22 protein-coding genes are annotated in these 20300 nt (G+C 48.0%); 12 read left to right on the top strand and 10 right to left on the bottom strand.

The window, feature by feature from the left end; all coding sequences use genetic code 11:
- On the top strand, positions 1-438 hold the full coding sequence (mscL, locus tag Q0389_RS07880) for a large conductance mechanosensitive channel protein MscL (RefSeq protein ID WP_298693330.1): 438 nt from the start codon (positions 1-3) through the stop codon (positions 436-438).
- Here the strand turns inward: mscL and Q0389_RS07875 are convergent, their stop codons facing one another.
- The 6 genes from Q0389_RS07875 to Q0389_RS07850 all read right to left on the bottom strand — a co-directional run bounded on the left by Q0389_RS07875 (position 439) and on the right by Q0389_RS07850 (position 5627).
- Positions 439-1002, bottom strand: coding sequence for a hydrogenase-4 component G (locus Q0389_RS07875; protein ID WP_298693329.1), 564 nt, complete (start codon positions 1000-1002; stop codon positions 439-441).
- A 45-nt stretch (positions 1003-1047) separates the two neighbouring features.
- Complete coding sequence (locus Q0389_RS07870) at positions 1048-2259, bottom strand: ABC transporter permease (RefSeq protein ID WP_298693327.1); 1212 nt, start codon at positions 2257-2259, stop codon at positions 1048-1050.
- Positions 2256-2966 (bottom strand): ABC transporter ATP-binding protein, encoded by a 711-nt coding sequence (locus Q0389_RS07865; RefSeq protein WP_298693357.1) that lies wholly within the window; start codon positions 2964-2966, stop codon positions 2256-2258. The genes Q0389_RS07870 and Q0389_RS07865 overlap by 4 nt, the downstream gene beginning before the upstream one ends.
- 2 nt (positions 2967-2968) lie before the next feature.
- Positions 2969-4186, bottom strand: a complete 1218-nt coding sequence (locus tag Q0389_RS07860; protein ID WP_298693326.1) for an efflux RND transporter periplasmic adaptor subunit — start codon at positions 4184-4186, stop codon at positions 2969-2971.
- On the bottom strand, positions 4183-5403 hold the full coding sequence (locus Q0389_RS07855; RefSeq protein ID WP_298693325.1) for a TolC family protein: 1221 nt from the start codon (positions 5401-5403) through the stop codon (positions 4183-4185). The genes Q0389_RS07860 and Q0389_RS07855 overlap by 4 nt, the downstream gene beginning before the upstream one ends.
- 71 nt (positions 5404-5474) lie before the next feature.
- The gene (locus Q0389_RS07850; RefSeq protein ID WP_298693323.1) at positions 5475-5627 is read right to left on the bottom strand and encodes a hypothetical protein; all 153 of its coding nucleotides are present in this window, start codon (positions 5625-5627) and stop codon (positions 5475-5477) included.
- 148 nt (positions 5628-5775) lie between these two features.
- Between Q0389_RS07850 and Q0389_RS07845 the strand changes: the two genes are divergently transcribed.
- From Q0389_RS07845 to Q0389_RS07795, 11 genes are all read left to right on the top strand, one after another.
- On the top strand, positions 5776-7872 hold the full coding sequence (locus tag Q0389_RS07845) for a TonB-dependent receptor (protein WP_298693322.1): 2097 nt from the start codon (positions 5776-5778) through the stop codon (positions 7870-7872).
- Positions 7873-8079: 207 nt separating this feature from the next.
- On the top strand, positions 8080-10365 hold the full coding sequence (locus Q0389_RS07840) for a TonB-dependent siderophore receptor (protein ID WP_298693320.1): 2286 nt from the start codon (positions 8080-8082) through the stop codon (positions 10363-10365).
- A gap of 79 nt (positions 10366-10444) precedes the next feature.
- Positions 10445-11128, top strand: coding sequence for a Fe2+-dependent dioxygenase (locus tag Q0389_RS07835; protein ID WP_298693318.1), 684 nt, complete (start codon positions 10445-10447; stop codon positions 11126-11128).
- Between the two features lie 50 nt (positions 11129-11178).
- The gene (gene exbB, locus Q0389_RS07830) at positions 11179-11601 is read left to right on the top strand and encodes a TonB-system energizer ExbB (protein ID WP_298693316.1); all 423 of its coding nucleotides are present in this window, start codon (positions 11179-11181) and stop codon (positions 11599-11601) included.
- The gene (locus Q0389_RS07825; RefSeq protein WP_298693315.1) at positions 11588-11971 is read left to right on the top strand and encodes a biopolymer transporter ExbD; all 384 of its coding nucleotides are present in this window, start codon (positions 11588-11590) and stop codon (positions 11969-11971) included. The genes exbB and Q0389_RS07825 overlap by 14 nt, the downstream gene beginning before the upstream one ends.
- Complete coding sequence (locus Q0389_RS07820; RefSeq protein ID WP_298693314.1) at positions 11968-12672, top strand: energy transducer TonB; 705 nt, start codon at positions 11968-11970, stop codon at positions 12670-12672. The genes Q0389_RS07825 and Q0389_RS07820 overlap by 4 nt, the downstream gene beginning before the upstream one ends.
- A 118-nt stretch (positions 12673-12790) precedes the next feature.
- Complete coding sequence (locus tag Q0389_RS07815) at positions 12791-12988, top strand: hypothetical protein (RefSeq protein WP_298693313.1); 198 nt, start codon at positions 12791-12793, stop codon at positions 12986-12988.
- 31 nt (positions 12989-13019) lie between these two features.
- Positions 13020-14264 (top strand): M48 family metallopeptidase, encoded by a 1245-nt coding sequence (locus tag Q0389_RS07810; RefSeq protein ID WP_298693312.1) that lies wholly within the window; start codon positions 13020-13022, stop codon positions 14262-14264.
- A complete protein-coding gene (gene prmC, locus Q0389_RS07805) occupies positions 14249-15082 on the top strand; it encodes a peptide chain release factor N(5)-glutamine methyltransferase (protein WP_298693311.1) in 834 nt (277 codons plus the stop codon). The genes Q0389_RS07810 and prmC overlap by 16 nt, the downstream gene beginning before the upstream one ends.
- Positions 15075-15557 (top strand): DUF4149 domain-containing protein, encoded by a 483-nt coding sequence (locus tag Q0389_RS07800; protein WP_298693309.1) that lies wholly within the window; start codon positions 15075-15077, stop codon positions 15555-15557. Before prmC ends, Q0389_RS07800 begins: the two co-directional genes overlap by 8 nt.
- Positions 15554-16306, top strand: coding sequence for an ABC transporter ATP-binding protein (locus tag Q0389_RS07795; RefSeq protein ID WP_298693308.1), 753 nt, complete (start codon positions 15554-15556; stop codon positions 16304-16306). The genes Q0389_RS07800 and Q0389_RS07795 overlap by 4 nt, the downstream gene beginning before the upstream one ends.
- A gap of 31 nt (positions 16307-16337) precedes the next feature.
- Here the strand turns inward: Q0389_RS07795 and Q0389_RS07790 are convergent, their stop codons facing one another.
- The 4 genes from Q0389_RS07790 to Q0389_RS07775 form a co-directional block, all read right to left on the bottom strand.
- Positions 16338-16628: a J domain-containing protein gene (locus Q0389_RS07790; protein WP_298693306.1), complete on the bottom strand. Its 291-nt coding sequence runs from the start codon at positions 16626-16628 to the stop codon at positions 16338-16340.
- A gap of 12 nt (positions 16629-16640) precedes the next feature.
- A complete protein-coding gene (gene ftsZ, locus Q0389_RS07785) occupies positions 16641-17777 on the bottom strand; it encodes a cell division protein FtsZ (RefSeq protein ID WP_298693305.1) in 1137 nt (378 codons plus the stop codon).
- A gap of 18 nt (positions 17778-17795) precedes the next feature.
- Complete coding sequence (gene ftsA / locus Q0389_RS07780) at positions 17796-19199, bottom strand: cell division protein FtsA (RefSeq protein WP_298693304.1); 1404 nt, start codon at positions 19197-19199, stop codon at positions 17796-17798.
- 1 nt (position 19200) lies between these two features.
- Positions 19201-20300: peptidyl-prolyl cis-trans isomerase (locus tag Q0389_RS07775; protein ID WP_298693302.1), on the bottom strand; the 1100-nt coding region annotated here is incomplete at its 5' end.

The following is a 20300-nucleotide window of genomic DNA, read 5'->3' as shown; positions in this document are numbered from 1 at the left end:
ATGTTTTCAGAGTTTAAAAAGTTTCTTATCAGCGGGAACGTGATCGATATGGCGGTCGGATTTATTTTCGGTGCCGCGTTTGCAACCGTGGTGAAATCGTTGGTTTCGAATGTGATTATGCCGCCGATCGGATTATTGATGGGGGGAGTTGATTTTTCTTCGTTGTTTATTGCATTGGACGGAAAAGAATATGCGTCTCTTTCGGCATTGGATGCTGCCGGCGCTCCTGCGATTAAACTGGGGGTTTTCTTCAATGATGTGATTTCGTTCACGATTCTCGGATTTGTGATGTTTATGATGATTAAAGCCTACAATAAACTTAAAGCTGCCGAACCCGAAGCGGAACCCGCCGCACCGACATCGAAAGTTTGTCCCGAATGTGCGATGGATATCCCTCTAGCGGCGAAAACCTGTCCTCACTGCCGAAGCGCGCAGTAATCAGGCCGTCGTATCAAGTACGCTTCCGCCCAGAGAAGCGATCTTTTCATCAATCTTACTGAGCGCTTTATCGAGGGTTTGGTACGAAATATCCGGGAGCTTGTCTCCCCAAAGTTTTTCGGCTTCGTTAAAACCGCGAACGATCCCTTCCCGACCCGCTTTGAGTTTTTCCACGTCGTCTCCGCCGCCGCTTAATACAAAATCCGCCAATCGCGACGACGTTTGCGATATTCCGAAATAGCCCTCTTCACTGACGAGTTGTTTTGCTTCGTCGGGAGTCATGTCGGCTATCGGTTTCCCGGTATAGCCGATGGCATTGTAATCGATCGTGCCGAGTAAATCTTTGACTTTTGCGAGATCGAACGGAGCGCTTTGCGCCTGCAGGTTGTTTGAGGAAAAATTTTCGCTTTGCAAAGAGTACTCTACGAGATAAGATTCCGAGATACTTTTCCCCGTGATCTCACCGCTTTTGATTTTCTCTTTGAAATCTTTGGTTTCGCTTTCGTTAAGTCCTAGAGCGTTAAGGGTATAAGCGCTTTGGGATGAGGATGGCGTGATTTGCATAGGATACTCCTTTTTGGATATGCCGATACGGTAATATCGGCTAAATCACTCATATCGTAAAGCATCGATGGGATTGAGGCGTGCCGCCTTGCGAGCCGGGAAATATCCGAAAACGACTCCTACAAGAGTCGAAAAGAAAAAGGCGACGATGACGATAAAGGTATTGAAGACCAGCGGAAGATCGAAGAAAATGCTGATGCCGATCCCGACGCTGACTCCCAATACGATCCCGATAATCCCTCCTAAAGAGGAGAGTACGACCGCTTCGACCAGAAACTGAAGCAGCACCTCCCTCTCCAATGCACCGATAGCCAGACGTATGCCGATTTCGCGGGTCCGTTCGGTAACGGAGACGAGCATAATGTTCATGATCCCGATCCCTCCGACCAGCAGACTGATGGCGGCGACGGCTCCGAGGAGGATGGTGAGCATCTGAGTCGTCGAAGAGAGGGTTTGGACCATCTCGCGCATATCCCGGACGTTGAAATCGTCCTCTTCTCCCGGTTGAATCCGCCGACGCTCTTCCAATAGGGCGGTGATCGAGTTTTTGACCGTTTCGATGACCGAAGAGGAGTTGGTAGAAATCATAATTCTGGAGATATCCTGATTCCCGCTGATACGGCGCTGGAACATCCGAAGCGGGACGACGACGATATCGTCTTGGTCCATCCCGAACATGGCGGCACCTTTGGATTCGAGTACGCCGATGATTTCACAGGAGAAACTCTCCAGACGCAAGGAGAGGCCGATAGGATTTTGATCTCCGAAAAGTTCCTTGCGCACCGTTTCACCGATAACGCATACCGCTTTTCCCCCTTGCAGTTCCGCTTCGGAAAAGTTTCTTCCCGATGCGAAGACCCAATCTTTGACGACGAAGTAATCGTTATCGCTCCCTTCGATGGTTGTCGAGTAGTTTTGATTTCCGTAGACGACCTGCATACTGCTTGAACCGACCGGAGCGGCACCCCGGATAAAACTGATCTCCCGCTTTAATGCGGTGACGTCGCTGTGGGTAAAGCGTTTGGCGGTCGAGTCGCTGCTGGGAGGGCCACGGCGTTCTTGACCCGGAGAGACGATCAGCATATTGGTTCCGAGTTTGGAGATGCTCTGGGTGACGTATGCTGTCGTAGCGTCGCCGAGCATGACCATCGCGATGACGGATGCGACGCCGATCACGATACCGAGGGTAGTGAGGATCGAACGCATCGCACTGCGGCGTATCTCGCGCAAAGCGAGTAAAAAAGCATTCCAAATCATAAGGGTACCTTTGTTTCGCCGGACTCTTCGATATGTCCGTCACGGAAATGGATCGTACGGGTAGCGTATTCGGCCATATCGCTTTCGTGGGTAACCATGATGACGGTGATTCCGAAATCGCGGTTAAACGACTGTAAAAGCTCCATAACTTCGATGCTTTTGGCAGTATCGAGGTTCCCGGTCGGCTCATCGGCGAGGAGGACGAGGGGATTTGTCACGATGGCGCGTGCAATCGCGACCCGTTGCTGCTGCCCGCCGGAAAGTTCTGAGGGGGTATGGTGGGCTACATGGGCCAATCCGACACTTTCCAGAGCTTTCAATGCTTTCTCTCTGCGCACATGGGCCGGAAAGCCGCGGTAGAGGAGGGGAAGCTCCACGTTTTCTACGGCAGAGGTTTTACCCAGCAGATTGAATCCCTGAAAAATGAATCCGATGTAGTTGCGCCGAAGCAATGCCCGCTGATCGCGCGTTAGCGCTTCGACGTTGACCCCTTCAAAGAGGTATTCTCCTCCGCTGGGGACATCGAGACATCCGATGATATTCATTGCCGTTGATTTCCCCGATCCGCTGGGTCCCATGATAGCGACAAATTCTCCCTGCGCTATCCGTAGGTTTACACCGCGAAGCGCGTAGGTCTGGGCTTCTCCCTCTCCGTAAGATTTCATCGCGTTTTTCAACTCGATGACGTATTCTTGCGTTTTCGGCATCATCATGGCTCTTTAGTGCCGACGAGTACGGAGTCTTTCGGTGTAAGAGATGATCCGATAATAACGGTCGAAGTACCGTCCGTCGTTCCGGTTGTAACATCTATTTTAACCGGCTTGTTGTTTTTGAGGACCCAGACCGTGCGTTTGTTCACGTCGGTTTTGGTTTGTGCTTTTTTTGTCTCTTTTTTCTCTTCCGAAGGGGGAGAAAAGCGCAAAGCGGCATTAGGGACGGTGAGGGCATTCTCCAGCGTTCCGGTAATAATCTGTGCTGAGACGGTCATCCCCGGGCGCAGTAGAAGACTGCTGTTGTCCACTTCCACGACGGCATCGTACGTGACGACGCCGTTGACGGTTTCGGAGTTAAGGCGCAGCTGGGTAATGGTTCCGTTGAATTTTTTATTCGGATAGGCATCGACGCTGAAGAGGGCTTTTTGTCCCTCTTTTACTTCACCGATATCGGCTTCATCGACACTGACGATCGCTTTCATCTTGGTCAAATCTTCCGCCATCGTGAATAACACAGGGGTTGTCATCGTTGCCGCAACAGTTTGTCCCGGTTCAACTTTGCGTTGGAGGACAATACCGTTGATCGGAGAGACGACGATCGCTTTGCGCATATCGTTTTCATTGGCTTTTAGCTCTGCAGAGGCTTGTGCGATTTGGGCGGAAGCGGCATTGAGCTGCGCTTTGGCCTTTTCGACGGCGGTATAGGCGTCGTCCATATCTTTTTTGGAAGGGTAGTTGCCGTTGGTTGCCTGATACATTTTATGAACCCGTTCCCATTCGTTCTGGGCATTGACGAGGGTGGCTTTGATCTCGGCAGCGTTCGCGTTGTATTTGGAGAGGGAAGCTTGGGAACTGGCGACGTTGGAAGCCAGTTTGGTCGTATCCAGACGGGCCATGATTTGACCCACTTTGACCTGACTGTTGTAATCGACCAATACTTCGTTGATGGTTCCGGAGACTTCGATACCGACATCGACGGTATTTGTCGGTTCGAGATTCCCGGTGGCCGATACGCTCGATATGAGGGTTTTGATCTCTACGGGGGCGCTTGTGTAGAGGATGGCGTCATTTGTGCGGTGTTTGAACCAATACCATGCCCCTGCGACTGCTATTGCAATGACTATGGTACCGATGATGAGGTATTTTAAGCGTGAACGTCCCGGCTTTTGATGGAGTCCGAGAGTCGTTTCGATAGATTCTGAGGTGGGGGTCATAACGTTTCCTTGGCGGTGTTAATGGCAAAATAGAGTTTGGCGAGTTCCAGCTGGATATTGAGTTCGTTGATCTTGATCGTATACTCTTCGATCGCCTTGGTATTTTGGAGCGTCAAAAGATCGTATCCGGTTTTATAGCCGGTATCGACTCCGGCTTTGGTAACGGTGATCAGTTCATCGTACAAAGAGAGATTTTTGGTTGTAATCTCGATGTATTCGCGATAACTGTCGATAAGTGCCAGCGATTGCCCGTACGAGGCTTTGGAGTCTCGCTCTTTGTCTGCGGTATCGGCAACCTGTTTAAGATAGGTTGCTTTGGCTTCCTGGATCGTAGCGGAGGCGTTGTAGGTGAGCGGCAGTGTAAGTGCAAGGCCGGTACTGTAGGCGTACCCGTCGTATTTTCCCAGCGATGATTGGGAATCGTAGTAGTGGTATCCGGTGCTGGCGTTGAGTGTCAGTGTCGGAAAATAGCCGCTTTTGGTCACTCCGTAGAGATTATCGTACATATCGCTTTGGGAACGGGCATAGCGCAAATCGAGGCGATTTTTGAGATAATCCTCTTCTCGGATCAGTTCAAACGTCGGCAGCGAGAAATGATCGGGATCGATGTCGCTGAGTTTTGCAATCGCATAACGCTGTTCCGCGATAGAGTATCGAAGAGACGCATAGGTTTTCAGTTCGGCACTTTTATCCATTAATGCATTGTTGAGTTCGGTAATATCGGCTTTTCCGGCATCGTATAACTGGCGCTTGATAAAAATCTCGATATCGTAGTTATCCAGTTTTTTTTGGCTTTGTTCCAGCTCGTAACGGTTTTTCTGATAGGAGAGCAGAGCGGTAAACAGCTGAAGATTCAAATCGGAGACGGTAAGATTATACGAATCGTTTTCACTTTGTTTTTTGGTATCGGCATAGGCGATTTGGTAGGTAATTCCCCCTGATCGGAACAGATCCTGAGCTATGGATGCGCTCAAACTTTCGGTTGTACTGGTAGCGCTGTTTTCCTGCGCGCTTTTGTCACGGCTGTAGCTTCCGCTCAGGTTGATCGGAGAGAGCCAGTTATAGCGGAGTTTTTGGTGTTCGGCATCAATCCGTTCTTGTTCATGATAGAGCAGGGAACGCTTTTCAGGACTTAGCAATGAGAGATCGTCTGCTTGCAGACTCAAAACGAGTAGGGGGATAATCCCGGCAATCAAAAAGGGCTGTTGTATTTTCATGCTTCGATTGTAATCTACTTTCGGTAACATCTTGGCAACATCTGTTAATTGAGTTTTAACCGTTTGGGTGTTTATTTCATTTTTGTCGGTTCGCACAGATATTTTTTTTCGTTTGCGACACGGGCACATTTGGTGCAGATGAACTTCGGTTTCTCGGTGAGGGCGATAATCGATTTTAAATTGGATGAAACGTCCCCTTTTTTGAGTTTGCATAACTCTTTCATGGTAGCTCCTTTCAGGAGTTGTGATAATCCTATTGTAATCCGATAGTTTTATGATTACATTAACGAGATGTTAACCGAAAAGGATTTTATTTTTCGGTAGGATAAAATATCGTTCGTTTACATACCTATATAGTATTTAGGATAGATCTTGAAATACCCTCCGATTATCCCATTGTTTGTTTTGTCAGCGTTGAGTGCCTCACATCTGTCGGCCCAAGAGGCAGTCGTCCTCGAAAAGATTCAGGTCGAAGATCACGCCAATGTGATGGAAGAGCGCCAGGAAAACTCCATCGCCAAAAAAATAATCAGCGGCGAAGAGTTGACCCGTTACGGAGATCTCAATGCACTCGAAATCCTCAAACGAACCCCGGGAGTTACGATTTCGGATGGAAAAAAGAAGGGAGAACCGGGAAAAGGGTATACGAAAGTTCTGATTGACGGCGAAGAGGTCTCCACCAGTTCCAAACGCCGTGTCAGTCCGCTGGAACAAATATCTCCCGACATGATCGAACGGGTCGAAGTGATGACCAACGGTTCGGCAGAGTACACTGCCGAAGCGATGGGCGGGATAGTCAATATCGTTTTGAAAAAACCCAAATCGCAAGGTGCCAGCAGCGCTAAACTGACATTCGGATTGTACGACGACGTTCCGATGAGTACCCTTTTCGCACAGCACGAAGGAAAAACGGGTGCCGTGTCGTATCTTGTTAATGCCACGATTTCCGATAACCGAAAATCGGACACCTCGTCAATCCGTATCGATGAGCCTCTGACCTACAGCGACCAATTCCAAAACGATGAATTTCGCGATCAGTCGCTCAATCTGACGACAAAGCTGATCTATACCCCTTCATCGAAAGACAAGTATACCTTTGACGGCTTAATGATGCTGAATAATTCCCAAAATAAAACCCAAAAGACGGGTTATACGGATGGTTCAAGCAGTGTGAACACGCTGATTCATAATACGGATAAATCAAACGGGATGATTTTGCGGACGAAGATAGGGGGGCAGCATCATCTCTCAGGCACCGAACTGATCGAATGGAAACTGAAATTTCATCAAGGCGATGATGACGGCGAGAGCGAATCGGTTCAGACTCTGCCGACATCGAAGATAACGACACAGGATGATGAGAGTACGTTTCGGGTGTTCGGAGCGGACGGGAGTTATTCGGTGGCCGCGGGAGACCATTTTATCAAAGTGGGAACCAATCTGCGTCGTTTCACCCAAGAGGACAGTGTTCGCAGAACGTTGAACGGTACGGACACGACAGACCCGCTGGACAGCGATTCGATACGCGAAGATCGCGGTGCGCTTTATGCTCAGGATGAAATCGGGTTCGGCGAAAACGTCGTCGTAACTCCGGGGTTGAGGTATGAGAGTGTCCACCGTGACTACAGAGGCAGTTCCAACATCGAATATTTGGCCCCGTCATTGCATTTGCTCTATAAACTGACTCCGCAAGACAATCTCAGAGCAAGCGTAGCCAAGACGGTCAAACTTCCCCGTTTTGACGAACTCTCTTCCAGTACCGACAGCTCACTCGATCAAAACGACCTTCATCATCCGGATAAAACGGGGAATCCGAATCTGAGAGAAGAGAAGGCACTCAGTTATGAAGTACGAGCGGAGCATTATTTCGAAGACAAAGGCATTGTGAGTATCGGCGGGTTTTATCGTGACATACAAGACAAGATTGAAAAGTATACTTTTTTCGATACTCTCAGCAGCCGATATATCCAGCGTCCTGAAAATGTCGGAAACGGAAAACTCTGGGGGATGGAGCTGGAACTGAAAAAATCTCTGGACGTTCTTGTGAGCGGGCTTGGCGTATTTGCCAATGCGACGATCCAAGACTCTTCTCTGCGGAATTCGGCTACCGGGATGAAACGTCCGATCAAGCAAACGAGCGACTATCTTTATAATATCGGTATCGATCATACCCTTCAGAGCTATCGTTTGACCTACGGCGCGGCATACCGATATGTCGGAGGATATGACGATCCGATCGATGAAAACGGATTTTCCGAATCGCAGCAGGGGTACGGTACTCTGGATTTGTATGCCAAAAAACGGCTTGATTCGACTTTCAAATTGGGTCTTAATCTGAAAAATATCACTTCGGCTACGATTACGACCACCTCCAAACAGTACGATACATCAGGTGTTTTGACTCAAACGCAAATTGATAAAGAGAAATCGCAACCTCAGATTCTCCTGAAACTCGAAGGAAAATGGTAGTCTACCCGAAAGGGTAGCTTCCAGCGCTATCTCATTAACCCTAGCTTAAACTCTAAAACTTGCTTATTTAATAATGCTTATCACTATTGACACAAAGCGATAAATAACGCTATGCTTCCATAAATGAAATTAATTATCATTTATATTTAATAGCCAGCCAACGCGACACGCCTGTAGCCAGCCACTTCCAAAACTTAAGGAGTGCCTATGGCCTATCACAGTCGTTTTTTAAAATCACGTACGCTTCCTATCGGCGCGATGCTGTTGAGTATGAGTGCGAGTTCATTGTTGGCGGATTCCGCTGATTCGAATGCCACGATCAAAGCGATCGATATTTCTGAAAATATCGAGATTGAATTGCCCCGTTATCAGCCGGGTATTTCTAAAACAGCCAAAACCGGACAGTTGGCCCATGATGTCCCTCAGGCGATTACGGTTGTCACCAAAGAACTTTTGCATGATAAATCGGAGTTTACCCTAAAAGAGGCGTTGAGTAATGTTTCAGGATTAACCTTTAATGCTGCGGAAGGGGGACGTATCGGTGACAACATGAATCTTCGCGGGTTTTATACGTTCGGAGATTTGTATCTCGACGGGATACGCGATGTCGCTCAGTATAACCGTGATACCTTCAATCTTGAATCGATTGATGTTTTGCGCGGAGGAGCGGCCATGCTGTTCGGGCGCGGTCAGGCGGGCGGTGTCATCAACCAAGTAAGCAAAGATGCCGAAGCGGAAAACTTTGGAACCTTATCGATGACTGTCGGTACGGATGAGTATAAACGGATATCTACCGATATCAATGTAATGCTCAACGATACGACGGCATTTCGTCTTAACGCTATGGGGATGGATTCGGGAAGTACGCGAAATGACGTGTATAACGAATCTTACGGTGTGGCCCCTACCATTACGTTCGGTTTGAATACCGATAATGAATTCAGTCTTTCGCATTTTTACTTGAAAACCCATATTACTCCCGACTACGGAGTTCCGTTTGATCGGGCGACGCAGCGTCCGGCCGATGTCGGAAACGAAGTCTATTACGGATTCACGGACGATTTCGAGGATAACCGCGTCAATATCACGACGGCAACCTATACCCATAAGTTTTCGCCGGATACAAAATTACGCTCCGTGATTCGTCATGCCGATTATTTGCGGGATAACTGGGCAACCGCACCGGGAGGGTATGATACTTCGAGCGGCCCGGACGATACGATCACGCGGGGAACGAAAGGAAACGGTGCGAAAGAGAGAACCGATACGTGGCAAAACGATTTTACGACCAAATTCGAGGCTCTGGGGCTCAAACACGAGGCGCTGGTCGGAACGGAATATTTGCGCGAGGAACAAAAACGGTGGGGGCATGACGGTCTTTCATCGTACTATCCGAATATAGCACTGGCCGATAGTGCGTCAAACGGTCTTCCGGTTGCTCCTGCTAACGGGGACAGAGCACTCGGAAGCAACGGAATCTGGTATCAGTATTCTACGTCGGGGACACGATGGGCGGCATCTATGCCGACGACGGCAGAGTCGGGTTCAACTTTACCGGCTGCTTATAAAGCAGTCTATGGAAATACCGAACGCAATCTCAGCGGCGGATATAAAGGGCGTACTTTGGCCTTGTATGCACAAGATGTCGTCGAAGTGGTTCCGAATTGGAAAGTGATGGCAGGTTTTCGTAAAGACTGGCTCAGTATGGATTACTTCGGATCGGATATGGCAAAAACGGGAGAACTTCATTTCAACGAGATGAGTTACCGTGCCGGATTATCGTATCAACCGAGCTCAAATCAGCACTATTATCTTGCTTGGAACAATTCGTTTAATACGACGGGAGATCTGTACTCGTTTTCCAACGCATACGATCCCGAACGGAGCGAGACTTATGAATTGGGAGCAAAATGGGAATTGTTCGAAGGAGATTTGTCGTTGCGGACTTCCATTTACCGTACGATCAAAGAGTGGGAACGCAATACCGATGTCAGCAGTGCTTCAAGCAATCCTATTTTGAGTAAAAAACGCCACACGGACGGAATCGAGCTTGAAGCGGCGGGGCGCTTGAGCGAAAACTGGGATATTTTTGCGGGTGTCGCATTGATGGACCCCGAAGTCGATGAAGTCGCTCCGGGAAAAAGTACCGTTTATGAGGGGGAACGTCCGCCGAACTCGACGGATTATACGTTTAATCTCTGGACGACCTATAAACTCGGCGGAGGTTGGAAAGTCGGCGGAGGCATGGAAGGAAAAGGTGAACGGGCTGTTTACAGCTATGGTACGGCTACAACGTTCAATCCGAATATCGCACCGAGTTATATCCGCTATGACGGGATGATCGCTTATACCCAAAAAACGTATTCGATACAGCTGAATGTCAAAAATCTATTGGATAAAACCTATTATGACGCGGCATACATCAACGGAGGCTTTGTCGTTCCGGCGACGGGCAGAACGGCTCAGATCACGCTGGATTACAAATTCTTTTAAATTCAATCTCCCGCCCGGGAGTTTTGAAGCCAGAACAGAGAAGATGTTTTGGCTTCAAAACTTAGGCAAAGGAAAACGGATGTTACTCCATATACCCAACGTTCTTACCCAAGAACAAGTTGCGCAGTGTCGGGAATTGCTTAGTGCTTCGACGTGGGTGGACGGCAATGTCACCAGCGGTACGCAGGCGGCAAAAGCAAAAAACAATCTTCAGCTTCCCGAAGATTCGGAATCGGCGATCGCTTTACAGCAGATCATTTTGGATGCGTTGAGCAACAACGCCCTTTTTTTTACGGCGGCATTGCCGAAAAAGATATTTCCGCCGTTATTCAACTGTTATACGGGGGAATTCAACACGTTCGGAAATCATGTCGACAATGCAGTTCGAACACTCAGAGGCGGAGGCAAGCGGGTTCGAAGCGATCTCTCTTTTACCCTCTTTTTCTCCGATCCGGAGGAGTACGACGGGGGAGAATTGGTGATTGAAGATACGTTTGGATCGCAAATCGTCAAGCTTCCCGCAGGCGACATGGTTCTTTATCCTTCGTCGAGCGTGCATAGGGTAGAGCCTGTGACACGCGGGGCGCGGATTTCGTGTTTTACATGGCTGGAGAGCATGATACGCCTGACCGATCAACGGCGGATACTGTTTGATCTGGACATGTCGATTATCGCATTTCGAGAGCGTCTTGGAGATGATGAAGACACGGTGAAACTGACCAGTATCTATCATAATCTGCTTCGAACATGGGCAGACACCTAATCGATTCTGCGTAGGGATGACGAAATAATACTACAACATAGGAGATGAATATGGAAGCATTAAAATTGGCGGTCGATTATGCGACATTGGGGATTTTAGGATTGATGAGCGTTATCGCGATTGCGTATGGAATCGAACGCTATTTCTACTATCGCAGAATCAGCATCGAACACTATTCGACGAAAAATCAGGCAGAAGCGGCATTGACGCGAAATCTTACGGCTATTTCGGTGATCGGATCGAACGCACCTTATGTCGGATTGCTCGGAACGGTAGCGGGAATCATGGTGGTATTTTATGAGATCGGACAAAGCGGGGGAATGGAACCTTCGGCAGTAGTGATCGGACTTTCACTGGCGCTTAAAGCGACGGCGTTGGGGCTGCTGGTAGCGATTCCGTCTATGATGATCTACAGTGCGTGCTTGCGCAAGGTCGATTTACTGATGGGAGCATGGGAAGATGCGCGCGCTTAAACGAAGCGAGGGGATCAACGTCGTCCCTCTCATCGATGTCGTATTGGTATTGCTGGCGATCGTTTTGACTATATCGACATTCGTCGCATCGGGCGCGATCAAACTGGATTTACCGAAAGCTTCCAGCGCTCTGCACACACCGAAGCGAGATGTCGTTATCAGCGTAGACGACAAGGGGGTTTTGTATTGGAATCAAGAGGCGCTGGATCATAAAGCGCTTGTGGAAAAAATCGGCATGCTCAACGCCGAAGATACGGTTAGCGTTCGGGGAGACAAAAAAGCCTACTTTGATGATTTTATTTTTATTCTCGATCAGCTCAAACTCCGACATATCGAAAAAATATCGATTATTACGAAGAGGGAATCATGAAAACCGTTCGTTCGTTCGGACTTTCGATAGCCTTGCATGCTGCCGTAGCAGCAGGGGCGATACTGTTTTTCATGTTTTTCAAGGAGGAGAAAGAAGAAGAGATTATTCTGGAATTATCGCTTAGTACACCGATACAGGAGAGTGTGCCGAAAACACTTGGTCAACCTAATCTTCCTCAATACCGGATAGTAGCCGAAAAATCAAAACCGACGCACGTAGAACAAATACCTAAGGAGTTTCACCGGGAGATAGCGATCGAAAACAAAGAACCTCTCTCCACTGTATCGGAGGAACAAAAAGAGGTGCACGCGGAGGCAGAGGTATCGAAACCGGAACAACCGATTCAGAGAATCGCGCAAAGCGCTGCACCTGCTCCACTTCCTGTCGTAGAGCAAAAGGATATTCAACAACAGTATTTGGACGATCACCTCTCCACGATACGCACTATTTTGATCAAAAATCGCAAATATCCTTCTCATGCCGTTCGGTTAAAGCAAGAAGGGGACGTAAAAGTTAGTTTTCGGCTGAGACAAAACGGAGAGGTCGAGGAGATTCGTATCGTCGGCAGTTCCGGATATGAGATTTTGGACGATGATGCCGTCGCATTGATCCAAAAAAGCGCCGCATATTTTCCGAAACCTCCTAAAACCGTTCGGATCACCGTCCCGTTGAACTATTCGTTGAAAACGCGGATGATCTGACGTAAAAACAAACCAATATTTAAACTTAAAGCGTCATTTTAGGGACAATCCGTTAACCGTATATAGGATAAGATGGCTAATATTCAAACAGAAAATTTACATTGCGGAGGATGATATTATGGAATCGAATGAACCGACATTGAACGGCATTGAAGACTACAATACCCTAAAAGGGCAAAAAAAACGGATTGTTTGGGCGGTTATTATCAGCGGATTGATTATCGGGGCGATCTTTATTGCCGCCAAGAGCTATTATGGAGAGGTGAACGATTCCTTACCTGTCAATGACTCGATCGGTAAAGTTCCGCTCAAATGATGCTAAAATTCTCCTTTTTTAAAGGAGCGTTATGATTACGACCGTTATCGGCCTTTATACCCTTTACATTCTTGTACGCATGTATGTCAGCGTGATGCAAATCGGCTACATCAATCAAGTCAAGTGCAAAGGGGCGGTATTGATGGACGAAGTCCAGTACCGTGATGCGGCAAATTACGCCGTTGCCAAAGAAAAACTTTCGATGATAGAAGCGATGGTCGAATATATCCTCTTTCTGGCATGGATGGGGGGAATGATCGCATGGCTCGACAACACGCTGATCACCCAAAGCGAAACGTTCCGTACGATTGCCGCCGTGATGGGGATGATTCTTATCAACGGCTTGGTGACGCTCCCTTTTAGCTGGATATCGAAGTTTAAAATCGATGCGCAATACGGGTTTAACCGCTCTTCGACGGGACAGTTTGTGAAAGACACGTTGATCAGTACGGTATTGACGGTCGTTATCGCGAGTCTGATCGTCTGGATCGTCGCGATGATTATCCGCTCCAGCGAACAGTGGTGGTTATGGAGTTTTGCGTTTATTTTTGCGGTTGTCGTGGCTCTCAATATGTTTTTCCCGACCATACGGGCCCTTTTCTTCGACAAAGTGACACCGCTCGAAAATGCAGAGCTGCGTGAACAGATCGAAGCACTGATGGCGAAAACCGGTTTTGAGAGCAGCGGAGTATTCATCAGCGATGCGAGCAAACGCGACGCGAGACTCAATGCGTATTTTGGCGGTTTGGGAAAAACCAAACGGGTCGTTTTGTTCGATACCCTGATCCAAAAACTCTCTGCGGCCGAACTGATCGCCGTTTTGGGACATGAATTGGGCCATTTTGCTCATGGCGATTTGTATAAAAATATCGCGATGGTCGGAGCGATGCTGTTTGGGATGTTTGCCCTTTTCGGCAATCTTCCCGAAAGCCTTTATATGGAAATGGGCGTAGCGCAAAGCCCCCATATCGTAATAATGCTCTTTATCCTCCTTCTTCCGATGGTGAGTTTTGTCATGATGCCGCTGATGGGGATGGTAAGCCGTCATAACGAGTATGAAGCCGATAAAAGCGGTGCCGAACTCGGCGGAGCCGAATATTTGGTAAATGCACTTAAAAAACTGGTTAGCGAAAATAAAAGCTTCCCACTCTCCCATCCGGTATACCGATTTTTCCATACGACTCACCCGCCGGTCGTCGATCGTCTGCGCGCACTGGGATACGATATCCGTGTCGACGCGGATGAAGGATACGGCGATCCATGTCCAAACGACTAAAAGAGCTTCACGACGATATTACGCAAAAGCTTCAGGGAATCGTCGAATTCCCCCGCCGGGAGGCGGAGCTTTTACTGATGGCGTATCTGCAAAAAGACCAACTCTATTTTATTACCCACAGCGACGATTGGATCGAGGACGATGAGCCGAAGCTTTTGGAGTGGATCGAAAAACGGAGCCGTAACGTTCCGTTGGAATATCTGACAAACCGCGTCAGTTTTTACAGCCGCGACTTTTATATTGACGAAGGGGCCCTGATCCCTCGTCCCGAGACGGAACATCTGATCGATGAGGTTTTGGATTCTGTTGAACGTGATGACTCCCTGACGATTGTCGAAGTGGGGGTTGGAAGCGGAATTATTTCGATCCTTTTGGCTCTTCACTTTCCCAATGCCCGGTTGATCGCCGTCGATATCTCTGCGCGTGCTCTTGCCGTGGCGAAGCGGAATATCGAATCGTACGGTTTGACAGATCGGATCGAACTTAGAGAAGGGGATCTGCTCTCCTGCGTAGACGAGAGGGTTGACGTATTGGTCTCCAACCCTCCTTATATCGCACACGATGCGCCGCTGGATAGCAATCTTTCGTATGAGCCTCAAAATGCCCTGTTCGGCGGAGAGATCGGGGATGAGATCATCCGTCGGCTTCTGGATGAAGTACTGCGACGTTCTGTCCCTCTTTTCGTATGCGAAATGGGATACGACCAACGGGACAAAGTCCAAGATTATCTTAGAAACTTTGCGGTAAAATCTCTGAAGTTTTATAAAGATTTAGCCTCGTTTGACCGGGGATTTGTGTTAAGGATATCGGATGAATAAAAAAGCGCTGATCGATGTTGCCTATTTGCTGAGTATTGCGATGACGGCGGGAGCCGTTGTCATATTAGGCGTTTTTGTTGCTGCCGTCGTTTTTCATTCGGAACTTTATTTGACCGTCCCTCTCCTTTCACGCTATGAAGAGGGAAAAATCATGGGAGAGATTTTCCGCCGTTTCACCTATTGGGGTTATTTTATGAGCGCGGTGATTGCAGTGTATGAGGTTTCTCGTTACAAAGTGATGCAGATCGACAAGATTTCGATTCTCAGTGCGATAGGATCGATCGGAACGCTGTTGTTGTTTTGTGCGGTTTATACTCCGAAAATATTAGAGTATCAGTCTCAGGGAGAAGCGGTAATGATGGATCATTCGTTTGAGGCACTGCATAAAGCGAGCGAAATCGATTTTAAAATCCTTTTGGTCACATTATTGGTTTTATTCTTCCGAAGAGCGTATCTGATGGCGGTGAGTAAATGATCCGATTCGAAAACGTCACCAAAAGCTTCGGCAACCGACAAATCCTAAAAGGGGTAAACCTCGAGATCGAAAAGGGCAAAACAACGGTCATTTTCGGTGTATCGGGAGGAGGGAAATCGACGATTATCAAACATGTCGTCGGTTTGCTCAAACCCGACAGCGGAACGATTACGGTCGGAGGCATTCGGGTCGATGATGCAGACGACACGCTGTTACGCCAGATTCGTACCAAGGTAGGATTTCTCTTCCAAAACGGTGCGTTATTCGACAGTATGAACATCCGCGAAAATGTCGCGTTCCCGATGAAAGAGCATCAGAAATTGACTCCGAAAGAACTCGAATACAAAATTGATGAAAAACTCTCGATGGTGGGACTGAAACCCGAAATCGTCAAATCGCTCTATCCCGAAGAACTCAGCGGCGGGATGCGCAAACGTGTCGGACTCGCCCGTACCTTGGCGCTGGAACCGGAAGTGATTTTGTATGATGAACCGACGTCGGGACTCGATCCGGTTACGAGCGACTTCATTACCCAGATGATCTGCCGATTACGCGACGAGATCGGTATGACGTCGGTACTGATCAGCCACGATATCGCCGAGAGCTTTAAAGCGGGAGACAATTACGCAATGTTGTTTGACGGTGTGATTGTCGAAGCAGGAGACAAAGAGTCGTTTCAAAACTCACAGAATGCCGTTGTCCAGCAGTTTATTCATGCCCGTTCCGAAGGACCGATCGCATTTCATTGAGTTAACATATTCCGTTAGTAAATTTTAAATCTTACCTTCCGCCGAATTTTTTAGCCCACCATTCTTGCGGTGTTAGCGTTTGCTCTTTGAGAAACGCTTCGTCAAAATTGTATTCGTATTTTTCGCAGTATTCCAGAAGCGTCGCATAGGCTTCGTTGATTTGTGTACTCATCGCATGTGCCGTTTCGGGATCGTCGGGATGTTTGTCGGGATGCCATTGCTGCATCATTGATTTGTATCGGGATTTGATTTCGGGAAGGGTTGCTTTGTCATGGAGGCCAAGGAGCGTTTTGGCCTTCACGAGGGTGTCAAAAGAGAGCATGGAAAGAGAAGATTAGTCTTTTTGCTGACGCATAAACGTCGGTACATCCAAAAAGTCTTCGCTGTAATCGCCGTTAGCTACCATAGCGGGACGGACAACGACGCGAGGTTTGGCAACGGCTGCCGCAACAACCTCTTTATTTTCGAATTCGGCGTTATTGATACCTTGAGCCGCTTTTTTATCGAATCCGGTTGCTACGAGAGTGATACGGATGAAGTCTTTCGGGAAATCTTCATCGGTAGTCGTTCCGAAAATAACGTCCGCACCGTCGTCGACACTGTTATGAACGACATCCATAGCGGCAGAGAGTTCCATAAACGGAAATTCAGGGTGCATGCTGAAATGAACCAATACGCCAAGAGCGCCGTTGATCGACATATTGTCAAGCAGCGGAGATTCGATCGCATTTTTGATCGCTTCGTATGCCGCATTGTCACCTTTATATTCACCGACACCCATAAGTGCAAGTCCGCGATGGCTCATAACGGTTTGCAAGTCGGCAAAGTCGAGATTGATGTCGTTGTCACCGCTGGCGAGGATAACGCCTGATGTTCCGCTGACGGCACGGGCAAGTACGCTGTCGACGATTTTAAAGCTCTCTTTGATACCGAGTTTCGGATCGATGATAGAGAGGAGTTTATCGTTCGGGATAACAACGATAGAATCGGACTCTTTTTTCAGCTCTTCGAGACCTTCGTCTGCCAATTTAAGACGTTTTTTCCCTTCGAATGAAAACGGTTTAGTCACGACAGCAATTGTCAATGCACCCACTTCTTTTGCGATTTTAGCGATGATCGGTGCCGCACCTGTTCCAGTACCGCCGCCGAGCCCCGCAGCTACGAAAACGATATCCGCACCTTCTAATGCGCGTGCCAAATCTTCATAGCTCTCTAACGCCGATTCTTTGCCCACTTCCGGCTTCATACCCGCGCCGAGCCCTTTGGTCAATTTTGCACCGAGTTGGATTTTAGTCGCGGCACTTCCTTGTTCCAAGACCTGAGCATCGGTATTTGCAATAATGAGTTCGATTCCCGGGATTTGCTCTTTGAGCATATAGCCGATCATGTTTCCGCCGCCGCCGCCGACACCAACGGCTACAATACGGGCTCCCGTAAGAGTTTTTGATTCTTCAATTGAAAATGGTTCCATGCTTGCTCCTTGACGTGTTTAAAATAGTTGAGTTGCCCAATTCCAAAACTTGGAAAGGGGGTTTGGTTGATCGTTTTGAACTGACTTGTTGGACCCGATATTTACCATCTTAGTCGGTTCTGCCTTCTTCTCTTCCTTGATCGGCGGGGTTGCCGCTGGTTCAGGAGTAGATAGAGGTGCAGACGGTTCAAAATTAGGCAATTCGTCGTGAGACGGATGGTGCGGATGCATTGCCGGCTCTTCACCGTTATGGCACATACGTCGGTTGACGTCTATCTCATAAGGGGTAAAGTCGCCGGCCATATATTTGATGAGGCCGACCGCTCCTGAATACGAAGGGTCTCTGAGGGTATCGAACAATCCGCCGACATCGGTCGGTTTGGCAAGGCGAACCGGCATATTGTCCAAAATAGCGACTGCCAGCTCGCGGAGCCCCTCGATTTTGGTAAATCCGCCTGTGAGTACGACCCCTGCGCCCATATGCTCTTTCAAACCGCTTTTCTCGATGGATTGGGCAATAATCATCAAGGTCTCTTCGACACGGGCATAGATAACGTTATGGACCACTTCGAGAGAGACTTCATGGGTCGAATTCTCATCTCCGATAACCGGAAGTTCGATCAAATCGTTGCTCGGCGCGTAGAGAGAACCGTACGTGATTTTGACATTGTCCGCTGTGTGCAGCGGTGTATGCAATGCCATCGACAAGTCGTTGGTTATGTGGTTTGAACCGACACCTAAAAAATCGTTATAACGGATTGCATGTCCTGCATGGATAACGATATTGCTGGTGTTGCCTCCCATATCGACGACGGCGGCTCCGAGTTCTTTTTCATCAGCATTCAAAACAGCGATAGCGGATGCGTAGCCGCTAAGGACGACGCTCTCTACATCGACACCTGCCGCTTTGACCGCTTTGCGCAGGTTGTTAAGATTTGATTTTTGGGTAGTGATGATATGGGTTTCGACTTCGAGCCGCGCGGCATTCATTCCGAGAGGATCTTCGATGAAGTCCTGATCGTCGACTTTGAAGTTATACGGTAGAGCGTGAAGTACTTCAAATTCGTTCGGTATATTCGCATTGTAAAGCGAAGTGTGCATCACGCGCTGAATTTCGTTGAGGGTGATCTCTTTGTTCGGGATATTAACGATACCGCTGGAATTGAGGCTCTTGGTATAGGCACCGGAGATTGTGACAACTGCACTGCGCAATTCGGTTCCGGCAACCCGTTTTGCATCGTTCAGGGCACTTTTGATCGATTTGGATGCGAGCTCGATATTGGTGATGCTCCCTTTGCGAAGCCCTTGTGCTTTTGAGATTCCGGCTCCGATAATCTGCGCGCCGTTATCCTCATCGATTTCCGCGATGAGCGCACAAACTTTAGTCGAGCCGATATCAATGGCTAAAACGGTTCGTTTCAAATCAAATCCCCTCTACATAGATTTCAACCGGGTACTTACTCTCAAGTGATTTGATCAATCCTTGGTCCAATAAGTCCCCTTTGAGCTTCGCAGCGGCGTTTTCGTCCGCTAATGTTTTGTTTTGAAGCAACTTTTGTTCCAAAACGTTATACATAATAACATTTCCGCTTTCTAAAGTGATAAAACCTTGTTTTTGTTTGGATGAAAAAAGTTTTGTGAGGAATTCTGAAGCCTCTGTTCCACTTAGACCCGCCAATTTAGCACCTTCTGAACGTGTCAGAAAATCGCTCACCGTACCGCTGAATGTTTTATAGCTGTTTTGGGCTAACTCTTGAAGTTTGGTTTTTTTCGCTTCGTTCAGGTAGAGTGAGCTAACTTCCGTTTTAGCTTCGTCGAATGTTTTGACACGGGAAGGATTGATTTTTTCAAGTTTCACGATGATGTAGCCGTTTTCGATTTTACGCGGTTTGAGAAACGGTTTTTGTTCGCTGAGCCCTGCGATCTCTTTGGTCAATTCCGGATCAAACGGAGAAGTGGATGCACTGAACGTCACTTTTTTAGGTGTGATGCCGCTGTCCAAAGAACCTTTTTTATAATCGATGTAAAGACGAAGGGCCTCTTTTTCGGTCGCTTTGTCGTTTAATGCGGAAACGATCATCGCTTTTGCTTCGTTCAGAGGGAGAATCTTACCGGAAGGATCTTTCATCGACTGGCGGTTCATATCATAATAATCGTTGACCTCTTTGTCGGAATAGGAGAGAGCAAGGGGTGCTTGTGTTGCGTATTCGATACTGTATCCCGGTTCGGTTTTAAACTCTTTTTGATGTTTATCCCAAAATGCTTTTACAGAGGCTTCATCGGCGGATAGCGTAATTTCCTGCGGAGTTAAAAGTTTATAGCTGATTTTGTCGGAGACGCCTAATGCACTTTCGAGCGTTTTTGTCTCTATCGGAAGGTTTCCGCGGGATGCAAGAAGATAAAGCGTTTTTTGAATCAAAAGCTCTTTTTTCATCGAGGCTTCATATTCTTTGATCGTCAGGCGGTTTTGTTTGAGCGCTTCGGCGTACACGGTTTTATCGAACGATCCGTCTTTAGAAAACA

The sequence above is a fragment of the uncultured Sulfuricurvum sp. genome, from assembly GCF_937936435.1.
Classification (GTDB): Bacteria; Campylobacterota; Campylobacteria; order Campylobacterales; family Sulfurimonadaceae; genus Sulfuricurvum.
Note: the sequence above shows the minus strand (reverse complement) of the source record. Positions and strands in the feature narration are given on the sequence as shown.

Excerpts from the sequence above, each read along its gene's own strand:
- mscL (WP_298693330.1), top strand. The coding sequence starts at position 1 with ATGTTTTCAGAGTTTAAAAAGTTTCTTATCAGCGGGAACGTGATCGAT.
- Q0389_RS07875 (WP_298693329.1), bottom strand. The coding sequence starts at position 1,002 with ATGCAAATCACGCCATCCTCATCCCAAAGCGCTTATACCCTTAACGCT.
- Q0389_RS07870 (WP_298693327.1), bottom strand. The coding sequence starts at position 2,259 with ATGATTTGGAATGCTTTTTTACTCGCTTTGCGCGAGATACGCCGCAGT.
- Q0389_RS07865 (WP_298693357.1), bottom strand. The coding sequence starts at position 2,966 with ATGCCGAAAACGCAAGAATACGTCATCGAGTTGAAAAACGCGATGAAA.
- Q0389_RS07860 (WP_298693326.1), bottom strand. The coding sequence starts at position 4,186 with ATGACCCCCACCTCAGAATCTATCGAAACGACTCTCGGACTCCATCAA.
- Q0389_RS07855 (WP_298693325.1), bottom strand. The coding sequence starts at position 5,403 with ATGAAAATACAACAGCCCTTTTTGATTGCCGGGATTATCCCCCTACTC.
- Q0389_RS07850 (WP_298693323.1), bottom strand. The coding sequence starts at position 5,627 with ATGAAAGAGTTATGCAAACTCAAAAAAGGGGACGTTTCATCCAATTTA.
- Q0389_RS07840 (WP_298693320.1), top strand. The coding sequence starts at position 8,080 with ATGGCCTATCACAGTCGTTTTTTAAAATCACGTACGCTTCCTATCGGC.
- Q0389_RS07835 (WP_298693318.1), top strand. The coding sequence starts at position 10,445 with ATGTTACTCCATATACCCAACGTTCTTACCCAAGAACAAGTTGCGCAG.
- exbB (WP_298693316.1), top strand. The coding sequence starts at position 11,179 with ATGGAAGCATTAAAATTGGCGGTCGATTATGCGACATTGGGGATTTTA.
- Q0389_RS07825 (WP_298693315.1), top strand. The coding sequence starts at position 11,588 with ATGCGCGCGCTTAAACGAAGCGAGGGGATCAACGTCGTCCCTCTCATC.
- Q0389_RS07820 (WP_298693314.1), top strand. The coding sequence starts at position 11,968 with ATGAAAACCGTTCGTTCGTTCGGACTTTCGATAGCCTTGCATGCTGCC.
- Q0389_RS07815 (WP_298693313.1), top strand. The coding sequence starts at position 12,791 with ATGGAATCGAATGAACCGACATTGAACGGCATTGAAGACTACAATACC.
- Q0389_RS07810 (WP_298693312.1), top strand. The coding sequence starts at position 13,020 with ATGATTACGACCGTTATCGGCCTTTATACCCTTTACATTCTTGTACGC.
- prmC (WP_298693311.1), top strand. The coding sequence starts at position 14,249 with ATGTCCAAACGACTAAAAGAGCTTCACGACGATATTACGCAAAAGCTT.
- Q0389_RS07800 (WP_298693309.1), top strand. The coding sequence starts at position 15,075 with ATGAATAAAAAAGCGCTGATCGATGTTGCCTATTTGCTGAGTATTGCG.
- Q0389_RS07795 (WP_298693308.1), top strand. The coding sequence starts at position 15,554 with ATGATCCGATTCGAAAACGTCACCAAAAGCTTCGGCAACCGACAAATC.
- Q0389_RS07790 (WP_298693306.1), bottom strand. The coding sequence starts at position 16,628 with ATGCTCTCTTTTGACACCCTCGTGAAGGCCAAAACGCTCCTTGGCCTC.
- ftsZ (WP_298693305.1), bottom strand. The coding sequence starts at position 17,777 with ATGGAACCATTTTCAATTGAAGAATCAAAAACTCTTACGGGAGCCCGT.